This is a genomic window from Micromonospora sp. MW-13 (assembly GCF_003434305.1).
GTDB lineage: Bacteria > Actinomycetota > Actinomycetes > Mycobacteriales > Micromonosporaceae > Micromonospora.
Genome location: NZ_QKKX01000009.1, coordinates 792,661 through 813,241, shown reverse-complemented (window position 1 = coordinate 813,241; position 20,581 = coordinate 792,661). Strand labels below are relative to the sequence as shown.

General features: G+C 74.0%; 21 protein-coding genes. 12 read left to right on the top strand and 9 right to left on the bottom strand.

Annotated elements, in window-relative coordinates:
• Nucleotides 1–97: 97 nt before the first annotated feature.
• Nucleotides 98–529: an SsgA family sporulation/cell division regulator gene (locus C5N14_RS07780; protein ID WP_007457244.1), complete on the top strand. Its 432-nt coding sequence runs from the start codon at nucleotides 98–100 to the stop codon at nucleotides 527–529.
• Between the two features lie 71 nt (nucleotides 530–600).
• Here the strand turns inward: C5N14_RS07780 and C5N14_RS07775 are convergent, their stop codons facing one another.
• Nucleotides 601–1,377, bottom strand: coding sequence for a glucose 1-dehydrogenase (locus C5N14_RS07775; protein ID WP_117667010.1), 777 nt, complete (start codon nucleotides 1,375–1,377; stop codon nucleotides 601–603).
• Between the two features lie 171 nt (nucleotides 1,378–1,548).
• Between C5N14_RS07775 and C5N14_RS07770 the strand changes: the two genes are divergently transcribed.
• Both C5N14_RS07770 and C5N14_RS07765 read left to right on the top strand, forming a co-directional pair.
• Nucleotides 1,549–2,793, top strand: a complete 1,245-nt coding sequence (locus tag C5N14_RS07770; protein ID WP_117666845.1) for an AraC family transcriptional regulator — start codon at nucleotides 1,549–1,551, stop codon at nucleotides 2,791–2,793.
• 7 nt (nucleotides 2,794–2,800) lie between these two features.
• On the top strand, nucleotides 2,801–3,256 hold the full coding sequence (locus C5N14_RS07765) for an Rrf2 family transcriptional regulator (RefSeq protein ID WP_117666843.1): 456 nt from the start codon (nucleotides 2,801–2,803) through the stop codon (nucleotides 3,254–3,256).
• A 117-nt stretch (nucleotides 3,257–3,373) separates the two neighbouring features.
• Here C5N14_RS07765 and C5N14_RS07760 read toward each other — a convergent pair whose 3' ends face one another.
• Nucleotides 3,374–3,937, bottom strand: coding sequence for a flavin reductase family protein (locus C5N14_RS07760; RefSeq protein WP_117666841.1), 564 nt, complete (start codon nucleotides 3,935–3,937; stop codon nucleotides 3,374–3,376).
• A gap of 570 nt (nucleotides 3,938–4,507) precedes the next feature.
• Between C5N14_RS07760 and C5N14_RS07755 the strand changes: the two genes are divergently transcribed.
• Both C5N14_RS07755 and C5N14_RS07750 read left to right on the top strand, forming a co-directional pair.
• Nucleotides 4,508–4,687: a DUF4236 domain-containing protein gene (locus C5N14_RS07755; RefSeq protein WP_007075522.1), complete on the top strand. Its 180-nt coding sequence runs from the start codon at nucleotides 4,508–4,510 to the stop codon at nucleotides 4,685–4,687.
• A gap of 112 nt (nucleotides 4,688–4,799) precedes the next feature.
• Entirely contained in the window at nucleotides 4,800–5,321 is a 522-nt protein-coding gene (locus C5N14_RS07750; protein WP_117666839.1) for a potassium channel family protein, read from the top strand.
• On the opposite strand, the gene C5N14_RS07745 is transcribed toward C5N14_RS07750, so the two are convergent.
• Nucleotides 5,287–6,291, bottom strand: a complete 1,005-nt coding sequence (locus C5N14_RS07745) for a hypothetical protein (RefSeq protein WP_117666837.1) — start codon at nucleotides 6,289–6,291, stop codon at nucleotides 5,287–5,289. The two genes, C5N14_RS07750 and C5N14_RS07745, sit on opposite strands and share 35 nt — an antisense overlap.
• Nucleotides 6,292–6,351: 60 nt before the next feature.
• Nucleotides 6,352–6,873, bottom strand: coding sequence for a VOC family protein (locus C5N14_RS07740; protein WP_117666835.1), 522 nt, complete (start codon nucleotides 6,871–6,873; stop codon nucleotides 6,352–6,354).
• Nucleotides 6,874–6,923: 50 nt separating this feature from the next.
• Here C5N14_RS07740 and C5N14_RS07735 point away from each other — a divergent pair, with 50 nt between their 5' ends.
• Together C5N14_RS07735 and C5N14_RS07730 are read left to right on the top strand one after the other, a co-directional pair.
• Entirely contained in the window at nucleotides 6,924–7,382 is a 459-nt protein-coding gene (locus C5N14_RS07735; protein ID WP_117667009.1) for a MarR family winged helix-turn-helix transcriptional regulator, read from the top strand.
• A 60-nt stretch (nucleotides 7,383–7,442) separates the two neighbouring features.
• Nucleotides 7,443–9,215: a tetratricopeptide repeat protein gene (locus C5N14_RS07730; protein WP_117666833.1), complete on the top strand. Its 1,773-nt coding sequence runs from the start codon at nucleotides 7,443–7,445 to the stop codon at nucleotides 9,213–9,215.
• Between the two features lie 74 nt (nucleotides 9,216–9,289).
• Here the strand turns inward: C5N14_RS07730 and C5N14_RS07725 are convergent, their stop codons facing one another.
• Nucleotides 9,290–9,916, bottom strand: coding sequence for an SGNH/GDSL hydrolase family protein (locus tag C5N14_RS07725; protein WP_117666831.1), 627 nt, complete (start codon nucleotides 9,914–9,916; stop codon nucleotides 9,290–9,292).
• A gap of 221 nt (nucleotides 9,917–10,137) precedes the next feature.
• Between C5N14_RS07725 and C5N14_RS07720 the strand changes: the two genes are divergently transcribed.
• Nucleotides 10,138–12,354 carry an AAA family ATPase gene (locus tag C5N14_RS07720; RefSeq protein WP_207892644.1) on the top strand — a complete coding sequence of 739 codons (2,217 nt, stop codon included), beginning with the start codon at nucleotides 10,138–10,140 and terminating at the stop codon, nucleotides 12,352–12,354.
• A gap of 78 nt (nucleotides 12,355–12,432) precedes the next feature.
• On the opposite strand, the gene C5N14_RS07715 is transcribed toward C5N14_RS07720, so the two are convergent.
• The gene (locus C5N14_RS07715; RefSeq protein WP_117667007.1) at nucleotides 12,433–12,840 is read right to left on the bottom strand and encodes a hypothetical protein; all 408 of its coding nucleotides are present in this window, start codon (nucleotides 12,838–12,840) and stop codon (nucleotides 12,433–12,435) included.
• Between the two features lie 290 nt (nucleotides 12,841–13,130).
• Between C5N14_RS07715 and C5N14_RS07710 the strand changes: the two genes are divergently transcribed.
• On the top strand, nucleotides 13,131–13,502 hold the full coding sequence (locus tag C5N14_RS07710) for a hypothetical protein (RefSeq protein ID WP_117666828.1): 372 nt from the start codon (nucleotides 13,131–13,133) through the stop codon (nucleotides 13,500–13,502).
• 67 nt (nucleotides 13,503–13,569) lie between these two features.
• On the opposite strand, the gene C5N14_RS07705 is transcribed toward C5N14_RS07710, so the two are convergent.
• Nucleotides 13,570–14,622: a sporulation protein gene (locus C5N14_RS07705; protein WP_117666827.1), complete on the bottom strand. Its 1,053-nt coding sequence runs from the start codon at nucleotides 14,620–14,622 to the stop codon at nucleotides 13,570–13,572.
• 19 nt (nucleotides 14,623–14,641) lie between these two features.
• Nucleotides 14,642–15,487, bottom strand: coding sequence for a hypothetical protein (locus C5N14_RS31690; RefSeq protein WP_128763528.1), 846 nt, complete (start codon nucleotides 15,485–15,487; stop codon nucleotides 14,642–14,644).
• A 370-nt stretch (nucleotides 15,488–15,857) separates the two neighbouring features.
• Between C5N14_RS31690 and C5N14_RS33935 the strand changes: the two genes are divergently transcribed.
• Both C5N14_RS33935 and C5N14_RS32905 read left to right on the top strand, forming a co-directional pair.
• On the top strand, nucleotides 15,858–17,171 hold the full coding sequence (locus tag C5N14_RS33935) for an ice-binding family protein (protein WP_371685805.1): 1,314 nt from the start codon (nucleotides 15,858–15,860) through the stop codon (nucleotides 17,169–17,171).
• A gap of 180 nt (nucleotides 17,172–17,351) precedes the next feature.
• The gene (locus tag C5N14_RS32905; RefSeq protein WP_243639243.1) at nucleotides 17,352–17,690 is read left to right on the top strand and encodes an alpha-galactosidase; all 339 of its coding nucleotides are present in this window, start codon (nucleotides 17,352–17,354) and stop codon (nucleotides 17,688–17,690) included.
• A 142-nt stretch (nucleotides 17,691–17,832) separates the two neighbouring features.
• Here C5N14_RS32905 and C5N14_RS07685 read toward each other — a convergent pair whose 3' ends face one another.
• Nucleotides 17,833–19,191, bottom strand: coding sequence for a cellulase family glycosylhydrolase (locus tag C5N14_RS07685; RefSeq protein WP_117666821.1), 1,359 nt, complete (start codon nucleotides 19,189–19,191; stop codon nucleotides 17,833–17,835).
• 405 nt (nucleotides 19,192–19,596) lie between these two features.
• On the opposite strand from C5N14_RS07685, the gene C5N14_RS07680 reads away from it, so the two are divergent.
• A complete protein-coding gene (locus tag C5N14_RS07680) occupies nucleotides 19,597–20,559 on the top strand; it encodes a TIGR03557 family F420-dependent LLM class oxidoreductase (RefSeq protein ID WP_117666819.1) in 963 nt (320 codons plus the stop codon).
• Nucleotides 20,560–20,581 lie beyond the last annotated feature (22 nt).

Genomic DNA, 20,581 nt, shown 5'->3' with positions numbered 1-20,581 from the left:
GAAGTCAGCGTATGGCGGAGCGTAGCCAGGAGTAGCACCTGAGTATGGGAAAAGCGGGACACGCGCGTTCCGCAGCGGTGCCGGGGGGAGAACGTCCATGAGTGTCATCCGACCGACGACCGTAGAGGTCGAGACGTCGCTAAGGCTCGTCGCGCCTGACGCCACCGCATTGCCGGTGCGTGCCAGCCTGCGTTACGACCCTGCTGATCCGTATGCGGTCCATGTCCTGTTCCACGCCGAATCCGCCGGCGGCGAGGCGGTGAGCTGGTCGTTCGCCCGCGAGCTGCTGGTCACCGGCCTGGACGAGCCGGCCGGCATCGGCGACGTCCGGGTCTGGCCGTGGGCCACCCCGCGCGGCGACTTCGTCGCGCTGGCGCTGTCGTCACCGGACGGCAACGCCCTGTTCGAGGTGCCGCGCAGCGTCCTGGTGCGCTTCCTGCGGCGGACCTACGTCGTCGTCCCACGCGGCCGGGAGGCCGAGCACCTGGACGTCGACACGGCGGTGAACCGGCTCCTCGCCGGTCGCTGACACGACGCCGGCCGGGGCCGCGCGGATCTGCCGAGTCCGCGCGGCCCCGGCCGCTGCTGCCGGGTACACGCTCAGCCGTGCGTCGTGATCCCGCCGTCGACCGGGATCACCGCGCCGGTCAGGTACGCCCCCGCCCGCGACGACAGGTAGATCGCGGTGCCGGCCATGTCCTCGGGGCGCCCGATCCGGCCGAGCGGGACCTGCTGCTCGATCGCCGCCCGGGCCGTCGGGTCCTCCAGCGCGAAGGCCATCATCTTGCTCTCGAACGGCCCCGGCGCGATCGCGTTCACGGTGATCCGCTCGCCGGCGAGCTGGTGGGCGAGGCCGCGGGTGAGCATGTGCACGGCCGCCTTGGTGGCCGAGTACGCGTACACCTCCATGGACGGCACCCGGATGCCGTCGATCGAGCCGATGTTGATCACCCGGGCCGGGTCGTCGCCGGTGGCCGCCGCGCGCAGCGCCGGCAGCAGGGCGGTGGTGAGCCGGAAGACGGCCTTGACGTTGACCGCCCAGAGCTTGTCGAACGCGCTCTCCGGGTACGACTCCAGCGGTGCCCCCCAGGTGGCCCCGGCGTTGTTGACCAGCACGTCGAGCCGGTCCACCCGCTCCCGGACGGCCGCGGCCAGGCCCTCGGCCCCCGCGTCGTGGCCCAGGTCGGCGGGGATCGCCGCGCAGCGGCCCTCGGCGGACAGCTCCTTGGCCACCGCCGCGCAGACGTCCGCCTTGCGGGAAGAGATGATCACGTCCGCTCCCGCCCGCACGAAGCCCCGGGCGATCATCAGCCCGATCCCCCGTGAGCCGCCCGTGACCAGGACCGTCTTGCCTTCGACCGAGAACAGATCCGTCATGCCCATCCCATCGCCGTTCGGGGCCGCCGGTCTGTCCGCCGAACCCGGCGCTACCGATCGGTAACCTAGCCTGGTCGCCGCGCCCCGACAAGCCGCCGGGCCGGGGTGCGGCGGGGCGACCCGGGCCTTGTCGGGATGCGACCTGCTCGGACGCGGGCTACCGTCGCAGCGATGGTCCCCTCCGGTCAGCCCTCCCCGGCACCCCCCACCGACCAGGCGTCGACCCGCTCCGACCTGGCGACGGCCCGTTCCGCCCCCGCGCCCCGCACCGAGCCCGCCGCCCGCGCCGCCGGCATCGCCGCCCTCGCCCTCGGCGACCTCGCCCCGGAGGACCCCGAGTGGCGACGCCCGGTCCTGCTCGACGCGGACCTCGTGGTCCTGGTCACCCGTGGCCACGGCACCGCCGAGCTGGACTTCCGGCCGCTGCCCTGCCGCCCCGGCACCCTGCTGCGGGTCCGCCCCGGCCAGGCGCTGCGCTGTGCCGGGGAGCAGCTCGACGCCGTGGTGCTGCGCTGGACGCCCGCCGCCCTGCTGCGGAACCCGGGCCTCGACGCCGACGGCGACGACGTGCCGGCGCACCGGCAGCTCGCCGGCGAGGACGAGGACGCGGTGATCAACGAGGTGACCCAGCTCGTGGTCGACCTGCGGCGGCAACCGGACGTGCCCGCCGCCCGCGCCCTGCTCCGTCACCAGCTCACCGTGCTGCTGCTGCGGCTCACGCTGCTGCCCGCCGACCCGGCGGACCCGGCGCCGGCCGGGCGGCGCGCCGAGGGTGCCACGTTCCGGCGGCTCTGCCAGGAGGTCGAGCGCGGCTACCAGCACACCCGCCGGGTGGAGGACTACGCGGCTCGGATCGGCTGCTCGGTGCGTACCCTCACCCGGGCCTGCCTGGCGGTGACCGGGCGCAGCGCGAAGCAGGTGATCGACGAGCGGGTGGCCCTTGAGGCCAGCCGGCTGCTCGCCGCCACCGACGAGCCGATCGCCCGGATCGGCCGCCGGATCGGCTTCCCGGAGCCGACCAATTTCGGCCGGTTCTTCACCCGCGAGGTGGGGGTGAGCCCCGGCGCGTTCCGGGCGGCCCGGGGCCGGGCGACGCCCGCCGGGCGGCAGCAGCCGCCGGGCCGAAAGGGCCCCGCCCCGGCGCCGCACCGCCACGACCGGGAGCCGGCGTCGCCCCAGCACGACCGGGAGCAGGCGTCGTACCACAACGGCCGGGAGCAGCCGCCGGCCGGGCGCGCGGGGGGCGCCCGCCGGCCGGACGCGCCGGGCGGGTCGTCGCGCAACAGCCGGGAGCATGCGGCGGGCCTTCGGGAGCGTCCAACGGGCCCCGGCGGCGGGCGGGACGGGGCGGCGGCAGGCCGGATCGTCCGGCCACGGCCGCCCACCGATCCGACCTGGCCGGGCAGGCGGGCATGATGAGGGGGTGCAGATCTCCGCGCGCGGCGACTACGCGGTACGGGCGGCCCTGAGCCTCGCCACCGCGTACCCCTCCCTGCTGTCCACCCAGGCCATCGCGGCGGAGCAGGACATGCCGCGCAAGTTCCTGGAGGCGGTCCTGGCCGACCTGCGCCGGGCCGGGCTGGTCCGGGCCCAGCGGGGTGCCGAGGGCGGCTACACGCTGGCCCGCCCGCCGAAGGAGGTCACCATCGGGGCGATCCTGCGGGCCGTCGACGGTCCGCTGGCCGGGGTGCGCGGGATGCGCCCGGAGGAGACCAGCTACGAGGGGGCGGCGGAGAACCTGCCCCGGCTCTGGGTGGCCGTCCGGGCGGCGGTCCGGCAGGTGGTCGACGAGGTGAGCCTGGCCGAGCTGACCAGCGGTCGGCTGCCCGGCCACGTGCGGCGGCTGATCGCCCGGCCGGACGCCTGGGAGCCCCGCTGACCGCCCGGCCGGGCCACGCCGGGGAGCCCCGCTGACCGCCGATCCCGCACGGGCGCGGCGCGGCCCCGGCCGGCGGCACGACCCCGGCGGCTGACCCTCCGGTACGGGCCGGCGCGCTCAGCCGAGGGCGTCCCACGGGCCGGCGGTGGTGCTGAAGCCGCCCCGGTGGTGCACCAACGGGTTGCCGTCCTCCCCCGACCCGAGGGCCAGCGGCTCGGCGATGACGATGGTGTGGTCGCCGGCGGTCACCCGGTGCACCACCCGGCAGAGCAGCGCCGCGAGCGCCCCGTCTACCAGCGGCACCCCGAACGGGCCGACCGTCCAGCCCGGGTGCGCGGCGAAGCGGTCGATGCCGCTGGTGGCGAAGGTGCGGGCCACCTGTTGCTGCCCGGCCGCGAGCAGGTGCACGGCCACGTGCTCCGCGCGTTCGATGGTCGGCCAGCTCGACGACGCCCGGGCGAGGCAGAACGACACCAGCGGCGGCTCCAGCGACACCGAGGTGAACGAGGCGGCGGTGAACCCGGCCGGCGGCAGCGGTGGGCGCCCCCGGCCGGCGGAGGGCCCCGGTGCGGTGACCACGGTGACCGTGGCCGCCTGCCGGCGCAGCAGGGCGCGGAACAGGTCGGTGTCGACCGGGCGCAGCTCGACGGCGCCGGCCCCGGGCCGGTGCACGGTGGTCACGCCGGCACCGCCCGGTGACCTCCGGCCCGCGGAGTGGGCGCGGCTGGGGTGGGCGGCAGCGGACGCGGGGATGGGGACACGGCTGTCTCCTGATCTGTCCACGAGGGAGGTGGGTCCACGATCGGTGGAGCGCGTTCCGGCGGGCGGGACCTGGCGGCACGCCGCCCCGCGGTGAGCGGACGGGCGAGCGGGGCACGGTGCCGGGGCTGAGCCGACCGACCGGTCAGCTCAACAGAGCGCGCTCGCGTGCCGGGCCAGGTCGACGTGCACGCGAGCAGTGCGGAGAACCTCGTCCCACTGCGACATCCGCTCATCGTGCCGGTGTCCCGCGCGGCCGGTCAACGACCTTCCACAGTTTGAGATCCACATCTCCATGACCGATGCCCACCGCTTCCACCAGCACCGGTCGCCCCCCAAGACCCATCCGCTGAGTAGAGATTGTCGCGGCGCGCGCAGACGGGGTCCAGTGGAGACACGGGAAGGTTTCGCGAATCGTCGGTTCGGGCATGTCCGATCTCGACACGGCAGGAACTCGACACGGCAGGAAACGGTGACGAAGGGAGGCCCGCGATGGGCCTGATGTTCCGCAAGCGCAAGAAGTACGGCCCGATCATCCTGAACTTCACCGAGAACGGCTTCTCCTCGTGGAGCATCAAGATCGGCCGATGGTCCTGGAACTCGCGGGCCAAGGCGCACCGCGTCGACCTGCCCGGCCCGCTGTCGTGGAAGCAGGACAAGTCCCGGGCCTGACCTCCCGGGTTCGAGCGGGGCGCCGGCGGTTCGCCGGCGCCCCGCTCGACGTCCCGGCCACGGTGGGCCGAATTGCCACCCGGCGGCGGGGCACGGGCGGAGAATCACCCGCATGACGCAGGACCGGCCCTACCGACGGGAACGCCGCCGCGCGGCGCTGGCCTGCCTGCTGCTGGCCGTCGCCTACTTCCTGGTGCCGGTCGAGCAGGACCCGAACGAGCTGCGGCTGGTGCTGCGCGGGGCGGCTACGGCGGTCCTGGTCGCCCTCATCTCCTGGCTGGTGACCGGCCTGGTGCGTCGACAGCTCCTGGTCGCGGACGACCCCGGACAGGTACAGCTCCGGCCACTGGTCAACCTCGCGGTCGCCCTGGTCGCCGGCCTGTTCACGTTCGCGCTCGCCGACCTCGTCATCGCCCGGTCCGCCCCCGGGCAGTTCGTCAATCTGACCACCCGGATCGACGCGATCTACTTCGCCCTGGCCACCCTGACCACCGTCGGGTACGGGGACGTGCATGCCGAGGGGCAGGTCGCCCGGGTGGCGGTCAGTCTCCAGATGGTCTTCAGCATCGGCGTGGTCGCCACCGGGGTGTCCATCGTGCTCAAGCAGCTGACCCGCCGCCCGGCCCGGCGCTGATCACCACGTCCCCGCCGAGCCGGCCGTGCTCCGGGGCGCGGGTCACCGCACCGGAGTCGAGCAGGCCGGTCACCGCCCGGGTCGCGTCGGCGGCCCGGTAGGGCGTCGCGGTGAGGGCGTGCCGGCGCAGCTCGGTGACCGTACGCGGGCCGCGGCGACGAAGCTCGGCGAGCAGCTCCCGGCCCAGCGGGCCCGGGTCCGGCTCCGGCCCTGCGGCGAGGGACCGGCCCTGCGGGTCGGCCGGGTCGCGGTAGCGCAGGCCGGGGGTGGGCCTCACGGCCCAGAGCGCGTCCTTGAACGCCTGGAGGCTGCGGTCCGACGCGGTCGCGAACGCGACCCGCCGCCCCTCGACGGTCCCGCCGGGCGGGGTCGCGTCGGCCGTCTTCCCCGCCGTCGCCATCGTCGCCTGTGCCAGGCCGGCCGCCGTCTCGCCGACCGCCGAGACCGGGCCGGCCTCGGCCGGCGCGACCAGGTCGACCTCGGCCACCAGCGGGAAGCCGGCCGCGTCCAGCACCGGCCGCAGGGGCGCGCCGGGGCCGGTGACCAGCAGCAGGTCGGCCGGGCGGCCGGTGCGGGCGGCGGCCAGCAGGGCCGGCGTCGGGTCCGCGCCGTGGACCACCGTCAGCAGCGGCGCGCCGGCCGCCCCGGCCGCCTTGAGCGCGACCGGCAGCCGCCCCGGGTCGCCGGGCATGACGTGCACGGCCACCTCGGCGGGCAGGGTCGCCTCGACCGCGCCCAGCCGGGCCGGCAGCGCCGCGTCGCCCTCGGCCAGCACCAGGACGGTCAGCCGGAACCCGCGCAGCCGGTCGGCGAGGTCCGCCACCGCCCGCAGCGCGGCGTCCGCGCCCCCCGCGTCGGTCCCGGCGTACGCCAGGGCGAGGGTGGCCCGCCGGGCGCGGTGCAGCGCCACGGGCAACCAGGCGTCGAGCTGTCGGACGAGCAGCTCGCGCAGGACGGTGTCGGTCGGCATGGTGTCGTTCTACCGCACCGCCCACGGGGCCGGGACACGGCTCCCCACCCGGGCGGGTGCTCAGGCCGGAACGGAGATGCCCACTCCGCCACGGGTCTGACCGCCGTAGCGCTTGCGCTCGCGGTCCAGGTCGAGGCGGCCGATCCGCTTGCGGGCGGCCAGGGCGTCGTCGTCGAGCCGGTCGGCCGGGATCAGCCAGACGATCTCGAACTCCAGCCCGTCCGGGTCCTGCCCGTAGAGGCTCTTGGTGGTGCCGTGGTCGGAGCTGCCGACCAGGGCCCCGGCGGCGGCCAGCCGCTCGGCGGTGACGGCGAGCTCGTCGAGGGTGTCGACCTCCCAGGCCAGGTGGTAGAGGCCGACGGTGGACCGGCCGGCGGGCGAGCGGCCGGCGGCCCGGCCGAGCTCGAACAGGCCGAGGTCGTGGTCGTTGGTGGAGCCGGGGGCCTGGAGGAAGGCCGCGCCCCGGAACCCGTCGGGGGTCATCGGGATGACCCGGAAGCCCAGCACGTCACGGTAGAAGGCGACGCTGCGGGCCAGGTCGGAGACGTAGAGGACGGCGTGGTTGAGGCGGTGGATTCCCATGCCCTCCAGGCTAGCGCCATTTGGTTGAGCGTTCAACAAGAGTGGCTATGATGAGGGCCATGACCCGCTGGCTGGACCCTGACGAGCAGCGCACCTGGCGGGCGTACCTCGCCGCCTCCCGGGCGCTGATGGACACGCTCGACCGCGAGCTGCAACGCGACGCCGGCATGCCGCACGCGTACTACGAGATCCTGGTCCGGCTCTCGGAGGCGCCCGACCGGCGGCTGCGGATGGGCGACCTGGCCGACGCGGCCGGCTCCTCGCGCAGCCGGCTGTCGCACGCCGCCACCCGGCTGGAGGCCTCCGGCTGGATCCGGCGGGAGGACTGCCCGACCGACCGACGCGGGCAGGTCGCCGTGCTCACCGACGCCGGGTTCGCCGCGCTCGCCGCCGCCGCGCCCGGCCACGTCGAGGGGGTGCGCCGGCACCTCTTCGACGCGCTCAGCCCGGCCCAGGTGGACCAGCTCCGCCGGATCAGCGAGGCGCTCGCCGACCACCTGACCAGATGATGGCCGAATCGCGATAGTCGGGGGGTTGTACATATTGTCGCGGGACGGCCACGATGGGGCGTGTCCTCCGCCTTCGGTGATCTGACCGGCCAGGCGCACCACCTGGTGTCCGCCGGCGACCTGGCCGGCGCGCAACAGCTACTCTCCGACGCGCTGAGCGACGCCGATCCGCGCCCCGACCACGCCTCCCCCGAGCTGGCCGACGCCGCCGGCCTCCAGGCCCGGGTGCTGGTCGCGCTGGGCGAGCCCCACTCGGCACGGGGCTGGGCCGCGTTCGCCTACGCGGCGACGACCCGGCTGTACAGCCGCTCCGACCCGCGTACGGTCTCGGCGGCGGCGACCCTTGCCGCGGTGCTGCACCGGGTCGGCAGCTACGCCCGCGCCGCCCGGCTCTACTCCGACGTCATCATCGAGCTGACCGCGTCCGACGGGCCGGAGTCGCTGCGGGTGCTGGCCGCCCACGCCGACCTGGCCACCGTGGAGTACGCCCGCGGCCAGTGCGAGGTGGCCCGGGAGCGGTTGCAGGACGCCTGGGAACTGCACCGGGAGGTGTACGGGGACGGCCACCCCAGCGGCATCAAGATGCTGGCCCGGCTCGGGGCGATGCAGCGTGACTGCGGCGAGTTCGCCGAGGCGCACGACCACCTGGCCCTGGCCCGGGAGCTGTGCCGGCAGCACCTCGCCCCGGACGACCCGCTCGCCGTGCAGGTGGCGGGCCTGGCCCGGGCCGCCGCCAACCCCGACCACGTCTGCGCGCGGACGCCCCCGGCCGACCGGGAGGAGCCCGCGGAGGCACCCGTGGTCCCGGCGGCCCGCGTCCCGCCGGCCGCCGAGGGGCCGCCGACGTACCAACCGGCGTGGCCGCCGGAAGACGACCCGCACCCGCCGGGCGTGCCGGCTCCCCGGACGCCCCCGGACGAGGCGGCCCAGCACACCGCGGCAGGGGCCGCCGCGTGCCCCGGGGGCGACGAGGGATGGCCCGGGGAGGCTCCCGGCCGCGCGGCCGACGACGACCCGTGGACCCGGGACCCCGCCGCACCCGAGACCGCCGAGGACGACCCGTGGGTCCGGGAACACGCCGCGCCCGGCGGCCCGGCCCGCGCCGACGACGAGCGGTGGGCCCGCGACGGCGACGCGCGGGGCGGCCAGTCGTACCCGGCGGACGACGACCGGTGGCCGGACGAGCCGGGATGGCCGGCGGCGAACTCGCTGCCCCCGACGGTCGTCGGCCTGGCCGGTGCCGCCGACGAGCCGGCCGGGGTGCGGGCCGTGCACCCGCCCGTGACCCGGGAGGACCGCTCCCGGCTGCTCCCGGTACTGGTCCCCCGCCCGCCCGCACCACCACAGCGCCGACTCACCCCGCTCGTGGTGCTCGGCGGGGTGACCGTGGTGGTGCTCGGCGCGGCGGCGGTGATCGCCGGGGTCGCCCGGGTCGACGGCCCGACCCCCGGCCCGTCGACCTCGGTCACCGGCACGCCGGGCTCCGGCGCCCCGGGCAGCGACCCGTCCGGCGTCTCACCGTCCGGCGGAGCGCCGGCCAGTCCCCGGGCCGCCGCGTCCCCCGGCACCCCGCCGGGCGGGTTCACCCTCCGGGACAACCGGGACAACATCGCGCTGCGCTGGACGTACCCGGCCGGCGCGAACGGGCCGGTGGTGCTCGCCCGGGGCCAGTCCGGGCAGGAGCCGCGCGCGTTCGAGACCCTCCCGCCGGGCAGCACGAGCCTGCTGGTCTACGGCCTGGACCGGACCGCCGACTACTGCTTCACCGTCGCGGTGGTGTGGTCGGTGGAGACGGTCGGCCGGACCGGCCAGGTCTGCACCAACCGCCGCTGACCGCGACGCGCGGCCGGCGGACCGGGCGACCAGGGCGGGCCGGCCGGGCCTCAGGCGGCAAAGGCGGGCGGGCCTCAGGCGGTCAGGGCGGTCAGGAAGGCGTCCGCGATCACCGCGTGGCCGGGCAGCCCCGGGTGCACCCGGTCGTCGGCCCAGCGGCTCGACGGGCTGTGCCGCAGCACCCGGTCGAAGGCCGCCTGGGTGGCCACGTGCACCGCCTCGAAGTCCTTGGCGAGGGCGGCCACCACGGCGGCGTACCGGTCGGTCTCGGCGCGCTGCGGCTCGTCTACGTCCGCCTCGATGAGGAACGGGTCGGCGAGGACCAGCCGGCACCCGGTGGCGTCCACCGCCCGGCGCAACAGCGTGCGCAGGGTGCGCTCGTACTCGTCGATCGGCACCGCCTCGGCCTCCCGGCCGGGGCTGAACGCGCGCCAGATGTCGTTGATCCCGATCATCACGACGAGCCAGTCGGGGCGCTCGCCGATCGCGTCGGCGTTCCAGCGGGCCGCCAGGTCCCGGACGGTGTTGCCGCTGACGCCCCGGTTGACCCAGGTCAGCTCGCGCTCCGGGTACCGGGCGTCGACGAACGCGCGGACCAGGCTCAGGTACCCGTTGCCGTAGGGAGCGGCGGCGTCCCGCCGGCCGCAGTCGGTGATGCTGTCCCCGATGAAGACGATCCGCTGACCGGCACCCAGCAACATCGCGCGACTCCGTCCCCGGCGGCGTGGCCCCGCCCGACCGCTTGGTGGGAGAGGTCGTCGCGCGGTATCTTTTGCAGTTCAGGCACAAAAAAAGAACGGCTGATAATTGCCGTTCCGATTGGAATTTTAATCACTAGGGAGACGGCTTGTCAAGGCACTCCGCGGGTCCCGACGAGCTACGGCACGACGACGAGATCGGCCCCGAGCAGGAGTACGTCTCCATGCTCTACAACCGGCTGGACGGCATGCGGGAGCAGGCCGCCCGACGGCTCGCCGAGGAACTGCGCACCACCGGCGGCACCCTCCAGGCCCGGTCCCAGCGGGACAGCTCCGTACGGATGTACGCCGAGCAGGTCGAGCAGTTCTCCGCCGTGGAGAACGGGCTCTGCTTCGGCCGGCTGGACACCGACGACGACGCCCGCCACTACATCGGCCGGATCGGCATCTTCGACACCGACGGCGACTACGACCCGCTGCTGATCGACTGGCGGGCCCCCGCCGCCCGGGCCTTCTACCTGGCCACCGCGGCCAACCCGCAGGGCGTGCGGCGGCGCCGGCACCTGCGGACCCGGCAGCGCAAGGTGACAGCCCTCAACGACGAGGTGCTCGACCTGGCCACCGCCTCCCCCACCGCGCACGAGGAGCTGACCGGCGAGGCGTCCCTGCTCGCCGCGCTCAACGCCGGTCGGACCGGCCGGATGCGCGACATCGTCGAGACCATCCAGGCCGAGCAGGACCGGATCATCCGGGCCGACCTGCCCGGGATGCTGGTGGTCCAGGGCGGCCCGGGCACCGGCAAGACCGCCGTCGCCCTACACCGCGCGGCGTACCTGCTCTACACCCACCGGCGGGAGCTCTCCAGCCGGGGCGTGCTGCTGGTCGGCCCGAACGAGACGTTCCTGCGCTACATCTCGCAGGTGCTCCCGGCGCTGGCCGAGACGGGCGTGCTGCTGCGTACCCCCGGCGACCTCTTCCCCGGGGTCAGCGCCCGCCGCGACGAGTCGGCGCGGGCCGCGGCGGTCAAGGGCCGCGCCGAGATGGCGCAGGTGCTCGCCGCGGCCGTGCGGGACCGGCAGTGGGTCCCCGACGAGCCGCTGGAGATCGAGGTCGAGCGGGAGGTGCTGCGGCTGGCACCGGAGACCGTCCGGGCGGCCCGGGACCGGGCCCGCCGCACCGGCCGCCCGCACAACCTGGCCCGCGCGGTCTTCGACGTCGAGATCGTGCACGCCCTCGCCGACCAGGTGGCCGAGCGGATCGGCGCGGACCCGCTGGGCGGGGAGAACCTGCTCGACGAGGCCGACATCGCGGAGATCCGCCGCGAGCTGCGCGAGGAGTCCGGGGTGCGGGACGCACTGGACCGGCTCTGGCCGGTGCTCACCCCACAACGGCTGCTCGCCGACCTGTACGCCGACCCCGACCGGATCGCCGCCGCCGCGCCCGAGTTGACCGACGCCGAACGGGCCCTGCTGCACCGCCAGCCGGGCGGCTGGACGCCGGCCGACGCGCCGCTGCTCGACGAGGCCGCCGAGCTGCTCGGCGAGGACGACCGGGCCGCCGCCGCCCGCCGGCAGCGCATCCGCGCGCTCCAGCGCGAGTACGCCGAGGGCGTGCTGGAGATCGCCCGGGGCTCCCGCTCCATCGACGTGGAGGACGAGGCCGACGGCGGCGAGATCCTCGGCGTCACCGACCTGCTGGACGCCGACCGGCTGCTGGAGCGCCAGGAGGAGTCCGACGGGCTGACCACCGCCCAGCGCGCCGCCGCCGACCGGGGCTGGGCGTTCGGGCACGTCATCGTCGACGAGGCGCAGGAGCTGTCGCCGATGGCCTGGCGGCTGCTGATGCGCCGCTGCCCGAGCCGGTCGATGACGATCGTCGGGGACGTGGCGCAGACCGGCGCGCTCGCCGGCACGCCGAGTTGGGCGGACGCGCTGGAGCCGTACGTGGCGCAGCGGTGGCGGCTGGAGGAGCTGACCGTCAGCTACCGCACGCCCGCCGAGATCATGGCGCTGGCCGCCGGGGTGCTGGCCGAGATCGACCCGCAGCTACGCCCGCCGCGCTCGGTGCGCCGCAGCGGGGTGTCGCCGTGGGACCGCACGGTCGCCGGGGACCGGCTGGCCGCCGAGCTGACCGACGCCGCGGTGGCCGAGGCTGCCGGGCTGGCCGACGGGCGGCTCGGGGTGATCGTCCCCGGCGGCCGGGTCGACGAGCTGGGCGCCGCCCTGGTCGCGGCGCTGCCGGAGGCGGCCGTCGGCGAGCACCCGGAGCTGGAGAGCCGGGTGGTGCTGCTGACCGTGGGGCAGGCCAAGGGGCTGGAGTTCGACACCGTCCTGGTGGTCGACCCGGAGCGGATCGTGGCCGAGTCCCCGCGCGGCCACAGCGACCTGTACGTCGCCCTCACCCGCGCCACCCAGCGCCTCGGCGTCCTGCGCGTCGCCTGACCCGACCTCCGTGGATCCCGGACAGTCACCGTCCTGGCGGGACGGTGGCTGTCCGGGGTGATGCCCAGGCCAGGGCGGTCACTCGGTGGTGAAGTCGCCCACCTGGCTGGCGCTGCTCGACTGGTCACTCGTCGAGCCGCCCGCCGGGGTGCTCAGGCCGCCCGTGGTGGCGTCACCGGTGGTGGTCGGTGCGACCTTGCCCGGGTGCCGCTCCGGCTGGCGGGCCACCCGCCGGGCGCTCGCCGGGCCGGCGGTGCCGCCGGTCGTGGTGAGCGCGCCCTGACCCCGGGTCGGGCCGCCGTCGCGCAGCACCTCCGGGTCGATCGGGACGTGCGCCGGGTCGTCCGGGTCCTCCTCCTGGAGGATCCGCGTCTCGTCGGTCTGCGGCACGGTGACCTCGTCGAGGGCCCCCTCGCCGTACACACCGCCGGCGATCCTTTGCTCGGCCTTGCGGGCGGACTCCCGCATCGTGTCGTCCTCACGCACGTCCATCACCTCCGCAGAACTGTCGGATCGTCCTGCGTGCCCGGGGACCGGCCGGCCAAACCCCGCGCCCTCCGCCCGCAGCAGAGCCCGGATACCTCGCGGATCGGACGTACGCCCCGCACGGTGCGGTACGGGCGCCGCCATCCGAGGTTCCGGCGGGTGTTACTTCGCCGGCACCCCTGGGTAGTCGGGAGGTGCCCCCGCCGAGAGAGCGAACCGTGCCGTGGCCGAACCGCGGTAGCGGGGCGAGGGAGCGCAGGTAGGACTCATCGCATCCTGAGGAGGACAAGATGAGCACGCAGGCTGCATCCACCAGGCCGATGAACCGGACCCAGGAAGCGCCGAACCGCGCGATGCAGGAGGCACCCACCCGCCCGATGCCGATGATGCACGACGGGCACCGCGAGCCGATGCAGGCGCCGGGCACGGAGACGAAGCAGGCCTTCCTGACGACGGAGTTCTGGGTCTACGCCGCCGCGGTGATCGGCGTGCTGGCCGCGTCGTACCTGGTGGGCAAGAACTCGGTCGGCGTGGACATCTTCCGCGCCCCGCAGGCCTGGTTCTTCATCACGCTGCTGACCATCGGTTACCTCGGTAGCCGGGGCCTGGCCAAGGCCGGCAGCAACTTCCGCAGCGGCGCGGAGCGCAAGGCCCGGCACTGACCGGACCGATCAGCTCCGAGCAGCACGGTGGCCCTCCGGGATTCTCCCGGAGGGCCACCGTCGTACGTCACTCCTCGTCGCCGCCGAAGCCCCAGTCCTCGGCGAAGTCACCCTCGACCGCGTCCTCGATCATCTCGCCGGCGACCATTCCGCCGACCGCGCCGAGCGCCGCGCCCGCGACGATGCCGCCCATCCCCACGCCCCGGCCGTGGCCCCCGTGCCCGTGGCCGTGGCCGTGGCCGTGGCCCCCGTGGCCGTGCTGCGTCGGGTAGCCGTGCGGGGCCCCGTAGCCGGGGGGCGCGCCGAAGCCCTGCGGGGCGCCGAAGCCCTGGGCGCGCAGGCCGCCGTAGTGGGACGTGGTCTGCTGGAGCCAGCCGTCGACGACCTGCACCCAGTCGACCCGGTCGGCGTCGGTGTGCGCGACGGTGTACCGGCCGAAGACGTCGTGGCCGGCGCTGAGGAAGCCGCCCCGCTTGTCACACTCCAGCACGACCTCGATCCCCTGCGGGCTGGTCACGAAGGTCAGCTCGACCTCGTTGATGACCTGCGCGTACTGCGGCGCGGCGAAGAACTCGATCTCCTGGTAGAACGGCAGCGTCTGGTGCACGCCGCGGATGTGGCCGCGCTCCAGGTCTGCCCCCTTGAACCGGAAGCCGAGCCGGGCGAAGGCGTCCAGGATCCGCTCCTGCACGGGCAGCGGGTGGACGTTGACTTGGTCGAGGTCGCTCTTGTCGACCGCCCGGGCCACCGCCACCTCGGTACGCAGCCCCATCGTCATGCCGTGCAGGCGCTGGCCGTAGACGTCAGTGATCGGGGTCTCCCACGGCACCGGAAGCTGGAACGGGATCGAGAGCTGCTGCTTCGGGGCCAGCTCGAACGCCCCGGAGACCGGCAGCCGGTGGAACTCCATCACGCCGGCGTACTCGCCGTCGCCGCTCTCCATCTCGACCCGGGTGACCAGGCCGACGACGATCTGCTCGATGGCCGCCGGCGCGTCCCCGCCGACCAGGTTGACTCGACCGTCGAGGGCGAGACCCGGCCGGGTGTTCGGGTTGACCAGGACTGTGTCCACGGTGGGACCGCCCACGCCGAACGCGCTCAACAACTTCTTGAAGACCATCGAACCCTCCGCGGGACGGTCACCACGCTCCACCGTGGAACGCTGGCGGCTGACCAGGGAAGACTAACCGGGACCGCTGTGAATTGTCTGGGAAGCCAGAAGCAGGCGCGCCACCTGCCCTGGCGCCTGCCGTCGCGGGAGCAGAACGGGTGGACCGTACGCGGCCAGAAGGTGAGTCCCAGAAAACCACCACGACGCGGCGGGTCTCGACCGACCGGTTCGCGCAGAAGCCGACGATCACCAGCAGGCTGACGATCCAGATCCCGGCGTCGGTGACGTAGGCGGCGAGCACCGCCGTACCGTTGTGTTGCCCGCTGAGTTTCGTCACGAGTTGGGTGGGGCCGATCCCGATCCCGATCAGGTCGAGGACGATGGTGGCCAGGCCCAGCGAGGAGATCGCGAAGAACGCGACCAGCGTCGGGCCCAGTTCCTCGGTGACGTGGGACTTCGCGATGGCCTTGCGCACCGCGTGGAGCCGGGGTGCCGCCTCCCCGGGCACGTGCGGGTAGTCCTGTTCGACGGCGTGTTTGGCCAGGTCGCGTCTCCGCCTTCGGCTCAGAGGCAGCGTGGCGGCGCCGCGGTGACGATCAGGAGCGTGATGAGTCCGGCCAGTGCGGCCCACCAGTAGGCGGCCGGCGGTTCCAGGGGGCCGATAGCCGGTGGGTTCGGCCGGATCGAGTCGGGGATGTAGCCGCGGTCGAGTTGGTCGGCGACCCGGAAAGACCAGGGTGGCGGTGAAGGCCGCGGCGACGCTCACCGACGCCGCCGCCACGATGGGCGTACCGAGGCCGCGCAGGAAGGGGCGGGCCTCGGCCGGGGCCGCCCGTTGGTGGACGAACGTGACGACGGCGAGGGTGACGAGCAAGACGCCCTACGTCGTGACCAGGCCGGCGGCGCGAGAAGATCTACGACGCTAACGACCTCGTGCATGGTTGTAAATCCTTGAGTATCGATGATCGTTGTTTCGGCCATGGTGGGTGCTGTGATCATGACGAACCAGCGCACGTCGGCCGATCGCGGGACGAGCCGGCCGGGACCGGTTCGTCTCCGGCAAGACCCGACTCATACCAGCAAAACCCTGGTGATCTGCGACCTCGGGCGACTGTCCGCGTCCGGCCGCCGGCGGCTGTCACTGTCGTGACCCCCGTTGCTGCCGACCGCCACGCAGCGCATCGCTCGCCCGTTCGACAGCCGTTGCAGCGCAGTGGGCGGCGCTCTCCAGTCCAGTCCCTATCGTGAAGCTTGCGGATTGTCCTGTTTTCACCACTTCGGCGAGCAAAAGGTGGTGTGGTAGTCACTGCGCCGGTCTGCGCTATATATACCGCTTCAGGCAGGACGCGACTTGCGAGGCGCCTCCTGCGAGTAGTACCCACGGAGGGTGTTCTGTGATAGTTAAACCCATTCATCGCCTTAGACGGGCAGTCCCGCCAGCGCTCGCGGTTTCCGCGGCTGCCGCCGTGGTCGTCGCCTTGCTGGCCTTCAACTCGACTGCGGCCAACGCGCAGGAGGCGCCGGTGGGCCTCGGCACGGCTGGCAACTTCTCCGTACTGGCCGGGGCCGAGCCCACCAACACTGGCCCAAGCTTCTTGGGTCAGAGCCTCGGGAGGTACCCAGGGAACACTGCGTCGGGCTTCGAGACGGCAACCATCGGCGGTGAGGTTCACCTCGGCGACGCGGTCGCCCTACAGGCCCAGAGCGACCTGACCACGGCCTTCAACGACGCCGCCGGCCGGACCCCATTCACCAACCTGCCCGCAGAGCTCGGCGGCAACACCCTCAACCCCGGCGTCTATCGGATCGGGGCAGCGCAGCTGACCGGGCCGCTGACGCTCAACGCCCAGGGCAACCCCCAGGCCGTGTTCATCTTCCAGGTCGACTCCGCGCTGACGACGGCGTCGAACAGCAGCGTCGTCCTGATCAACGGCGCTTCGCCCTGCAACGTGTTCTGGAAGATCGGCAGCTCGGCGACGATCGGCACGGGCACCACCTTCGTGGGCACCATCATGGCTCAGGCGTCGATCACGATGGCCACGGGGGCGACCCTCCAGGGCCGTGCGCTGGCTCGAACCGCCGCCGTCACCCTCGACACCAACGTCATCACCGCACCTGTGTGCGCCGGCCCGTCTGGCCCACCCGGCCCGTCTGGCCCACCCGGCAGTCCCGGTGCTCCCGGCAGTCCCGGTGCTCCCGGCAGTCCCGGTGCTCCCGGTAGCCCCGGTGCTCCCGGTAGCCCCGGTGCTCCCGGCAGCCCCGGTGCCCCCGGCAGCCCCGGTGCCCCCGGCGCCCCCGGTAGCCCCGGCGCCCCTGGTAGCCCCGGTGCACCCGGCAGCCCCGGCGCCCCCGGCGCCCCCGGTAGCCCCGGTGCCCCCGGTAGCCCCGGTGCGCCCGGCAGCCCCGGTGGGCCAGGCGGTCGGGGTGACGACTCCGGAATGCTGCCGGTAACCGGTAGCGGTCTGGTACCGGCCCTGACGGGCACGGGAAGTGTCATTGTCGCCCTGGGTGGGTTCATGCTCTTCCTCTCCCGGCGTCGTCGAACACACCAGTCCTGATCGGAGGCCCGGCCGGTGACCTGCCGGCCGGGCCCCTCCAGCTATCGGCGCGGCAGGTTTCGAACCTGGGGCCAGCACCGTCGACATGGCCGCCCGTGCCCGACCCAATGCGCGTATCGCGTACCTGAAGTGGGACCACAACCGGGACCTCACCGAGGCCGGCCACGCCGGGCGGCCAGGGTGCACGAGCAGACCCTCGCCGTCTACCGGCTGCTCGACGAGCTGCGTCGCCGCCACCCCGGGGTGAAGATCGAGAGCTCCTCGTCCGGCGGCGCGCGGGTGGACCTGGAGATCCTGCGCCGCGCCGCCCGGGTCTGGGCCAGCGACTGCAACGACGCCCTGGAACGGTTCTCCGTCCAGCGCTGGACGGGGCTGCTGCGAGCACACCTGTACGAGCTGGCCGGCGACGCGCCGCGCGCCGTCACCCACTACCGGGCCGCCGCGGACCGGACCACGAGCCTGCCGGAGCAGCACTACCTGCGGATGCGGGCCGCCCGCCTCGCCGGACCGGCCGGCTGAGCCCGGTGGCCAGCCGTCGGGCACGTCTTTGGCTGCCGGGCGACAGCAGCACGCACCCGACGGAACAGGTGGCGCGCGGCCCGCGTACCGGAAAGGCAGGTGGCCGGGCCCGGGCGGGCCCGGCCACCGGTGGTGCGGTCGGTCAGCTCGCCGTGCAGGTGACGGCGGGGACGGCGGTGGTGCCGCCCGTGCTGCCGACGAAGCCGAAGCTGGTGCTGGCCCCGGCGCCGAGCCTGCCGTTGTAACCGACGTTGGTGGCGGTCACGCTCGACCCGCTGCTGGTCACCGTGGCGTTCCAGGACTGGCTGACGCTCTGGCCGTTGGCGAACGTCCACCTCGTCGTCCAGCCGTTGATGGCGGCGGAACCGGCGGTCACCCTGACCTCGCCCTGGAAGCCGCCCTGCCACTGGTTGACGATCGTGTACGTGGCCGTGCAGCCGCCGTTCGGCGGGGGCGTGGTCGGCGGCGGCATGGTGGGCGGGGCGGTGGTGGGCGGCGGCGTGGTCGGGGTGACCCCGCCGTACACCGACGCCTCCCTCGCGGTCGCCTTGATGCCGTCGGCGCCGTTGAAGATCCGCTGGCCCCAGGTGGTCAGGGCGGCCGGGTTGAAGTTGGTGGTCATGTCGAGGTACTCGACGCCGCCACCGTTGCCGCTCCACGACCAGCCCAGGTAACCGATCCCGTTGGCCTGGGTGTAGGACAGGATGGTGTCCTCGTCCGGGTTGCCGTCGGAGTGGTCGAAGCCGAACTCGCCGACCACGATCGGCAGCTTCGCGGTGCGGAACCGGCCGAGATAGTCGCTGATCTCCGCGGCGGTGTCGAAGACGCCGTACATGTGGATGGAGAAGACGGTGTTCTTCTGCGGGTCGGCCGCGAAGACCGACGCGGCGTTGTCGCGCATGGTGAACGACCAGTCCTGGCCCCAGTTCGGGGCGTCGACCATGATCGTGTGCGCCAGGCCGGCGGTACGCAGCCGCTTGATCGCGTTGGCCGAGTCGGTCGCCCAGGTGCCGTAGCCCTGGTTGCCGTACGGCTCGTTGCCGATGTTGACGATGACGTACTTCTCCTGGCCGGCGAGGGCGCTGGCGATGCTCAGCCAGTAGTCGACCGCCCTGTCCAGGGTGATCGCGCCGCTCTGCTCGCCGTACCCGGTGGTGTCGTGCACCTCCAGCACGCAGATCAGCTTGTTGGCCCTGCACAGCGAGATGACGTTGGCGACATCCGCCGTGTCGTTCTTGGCCCAGCGGTCGCCGCTGGCCAGCACCACCCGCACGGTGTTCGCGCCGAGCGCCTTGATGTTGGCGAAGGAGCTGGTCTGATGCTGGTACCAGGTGTGTGCGTGGTTGACGCCGCGCATGACGAACTCGTTGCCGTTGGCGTCGTACAGCTTGCCGTCGGCGACGGAGAAGCCGGCGGCGGCGTGCGCCGGCGGCCCGAAGGCGAACACGGCGGCGAGGACCGTCAGCAGGGCGACGCCCGCGACGGAGAGACGTTTTCTCATGGCCTTCCTCAGGGAGGGTCAAGCCCCGTGCCCAGGGGGGTGCGGTGGTGGTGACGTAGGAAGGCGGCCGGCCCGGCAGCCGCCGTCCGGCTCCCGGCGGCGCAGGGATCAGCGTAGGCCGATCGACCGTTTCGGGGCAACCGGTTCAGTGAATGGCCGCCCGGAGTGACCAGCCCCGTGGCGGCCCGCACGCCTGCGGGCCGCCACAAGGGCGGTTCATCCCCACCACAGGTTGCGGCGCCCCGGCCTGAACCGGTTAAGGCGGCACACCATGCAGCCCGGCGCCGGCCGCCAAGGACCCGCCGGCCGGGAGGCGCGACCCGCAGGGGCGAAGCGGACCCCGAGGGTTGACGACCGCCGGTCGGGGTATCCGGTGACGATCGGGAGAGCGAAGGAGATACCGCGATGGTCAACATCGGCTACACCCTGATGTGCGAGCAGACCGGCCCCAAGGAACTGGTGGACCACGCGGTACGCGCCGAGGCGGCCGGCTTCGACCAGCTCGTGATGTCCGATCACTACTACCCCTGGCTGGACTCCCAGGGCCACTCCCCGTACGCCTGGTCGGTGCTCGGCGCGGTCGCCCACGCCACCAGCCGGGCCGCGCTGATGTCCTTCGTGACCTGCCCGATCCGCCGCTACCACCCCGCCGTCGTGGCGCAGAAGGCCAGCACGATCGGGGTGCTCTCGGACGGCCGGTTCACCCTCGGCCTGGGCGCCGGGGAGAACCTCAACGAGCACGTCGTCGGCGGCTGGCCGCACGTGCAGCAGCGGCACGAGATGTTCGAGGAGGCATTGCAGATCATCCGGCCGCTGCTCAACGGCGAGACGCTGACCTTCTCCGGCAACCACTACGACGTGCCCGACGCGTACGTCTGGGACCGGCCCGGCCGCCCGGTGCCGATGGCCGTCGCCGCGTCCGGCCGGCAGTCGGCGGCGCTGGCGGCCGACTACGCCGACGGGATCGTCGCCACCGAACCGGACCCGCACATCATCGCGCTGTACGACGAGGCGGGCGGCGCGGGCCGGCCCCGGTACGGCCAGGTGGCGATCTGCTACGGCCCGGACGAGGCGGAGTGCCGCAAGATCGCGCATGACCAGTTCCGCTGGTTCGGGTCGGGCTGGAAGGTCAACGCGGAGCTGCCCGGGCCGGACTCGTTCGCCGCCGCGAGCCAGTTCGTCCGCGAGGAGGACGTCGCCGAGGGGATCTCCTGCGGCCCGGACGTCGACCGGCACGTGGAGGCGTTCAAGAAGTTCGTCGACGCCGGCTTCACCCACGTCGCGCTCGTCCAGGTCGGCGGTGACACCCAGCCGATGTTCCTGGACTGGGCCCGGGAGGAGCTGCTCCCCCGGCTCCGCGAGCTGTGACGGCGACGGTCCGGCCGAGGGG

Excerpts from the sequence above, each read along its gene's own strand:
- C5N14_RS07780 (WP_007457244.1), top strand. The coding sequence starts at position 98 with ATGAGTGTCATCCGACCGACGACCGTAGAGGTCGAGACGTCGCTAAGG.
- C5N14_RS07775 (WP_117667010.1), bottom strand. The coding sequence starts at position 1,377 with ATGACGGATCTGTTCTCGGTCGAAGGCAAGACGGTCCTGGTCACGGGC.
- C5N14_RS07770 (WP_117666845.1), top strand. The coding sequence starts at position 1,549 with ATGGTCCCCTCCGGTCAGCCCTCCCCGGCACCCCCCACCGACCAGGCG.
- C5N14_RS07755 (WP_007075522.1), top strand. The coding sequence starts at position 4,508 with ATGGGCCTGATGTTCCGCAAGCGCAAGAAGTACGGCCCGATCATCCTG.
- C5N14_RS07750 (WP_117666839.1), top strand. The coding sequence starts at position 4,800 with ATGACGCAGGACCGGCCCTACCGACGGGAACGCCGCCGCGCGGCGCTG.
- C5N14_RS07745 (WP_117666837.1), bottom strand. The coding sequence starts at position 6,291 with ATGCCGACCGACACCGTCCTGCGCGAGCTGCTCGTCCGACAGCTCGAC.
- C5N14_RS07740 (WP_117666835.1), bottom strand. The coding sequence starts at position 6,873 with ATGGGAATCCACCGCCTCAACCACGCCGTCCTCTACGTCTCCGACCTG.
- C5N14_RS07735 (WP_117667009.1), top strand. The coding sequence starts at position 6,924 with ATGAGGGCCATGACCCGCTGGCTGGACCCTGACGAGCAGCGCACCTGG.
- C5N14_RS07725 (WP_117666831.1), bottom strand. The coding sequence starts at position 9,916 with ATGTTGCTGGGTGCCGGTCAGCGGATCGTCTTCATCGGGGACAGCATC.
- C5N14_RS07720 (WP_207892644.1), top strand. The coding sequence starts at position 10,138 with ATGCTCTACAACCGGCTGGACGGCATGCGGGAGCAGGCCGCCCGACGG.
- C5N14_RS07710 (WP_117666828.1), top strand. The coding sequence starts at position 13,131 with ATGAGCACGCAGGCTGCATCCACCAGGCCGATGAACCGGACCCAGGAA.
- C5N14_RS07705 (WP_117666827.1), bottom strand. The coding sequence starts at position 14,622 with ATGGTCTTCAAGAAGTTGTTGAGCGCGTTCGGCGTGGGCGGTCCCACC.
- C5N14_RS07685 (WP_117666821.1), bottom strand. The coding sequence starts at position 19,191 with ATGAGAAAACGTCTCTCCGTCGCGGGCGTCGCCCTGCTGACGGTCCTC.
- C5N14_RS07680 (WP_117666819.1), top strand. The coding sequence starts at position 19,597 with ATGGTCAACATCGGCTACACCCTGATGTGCGAGCAGACCGGCCCCAAG.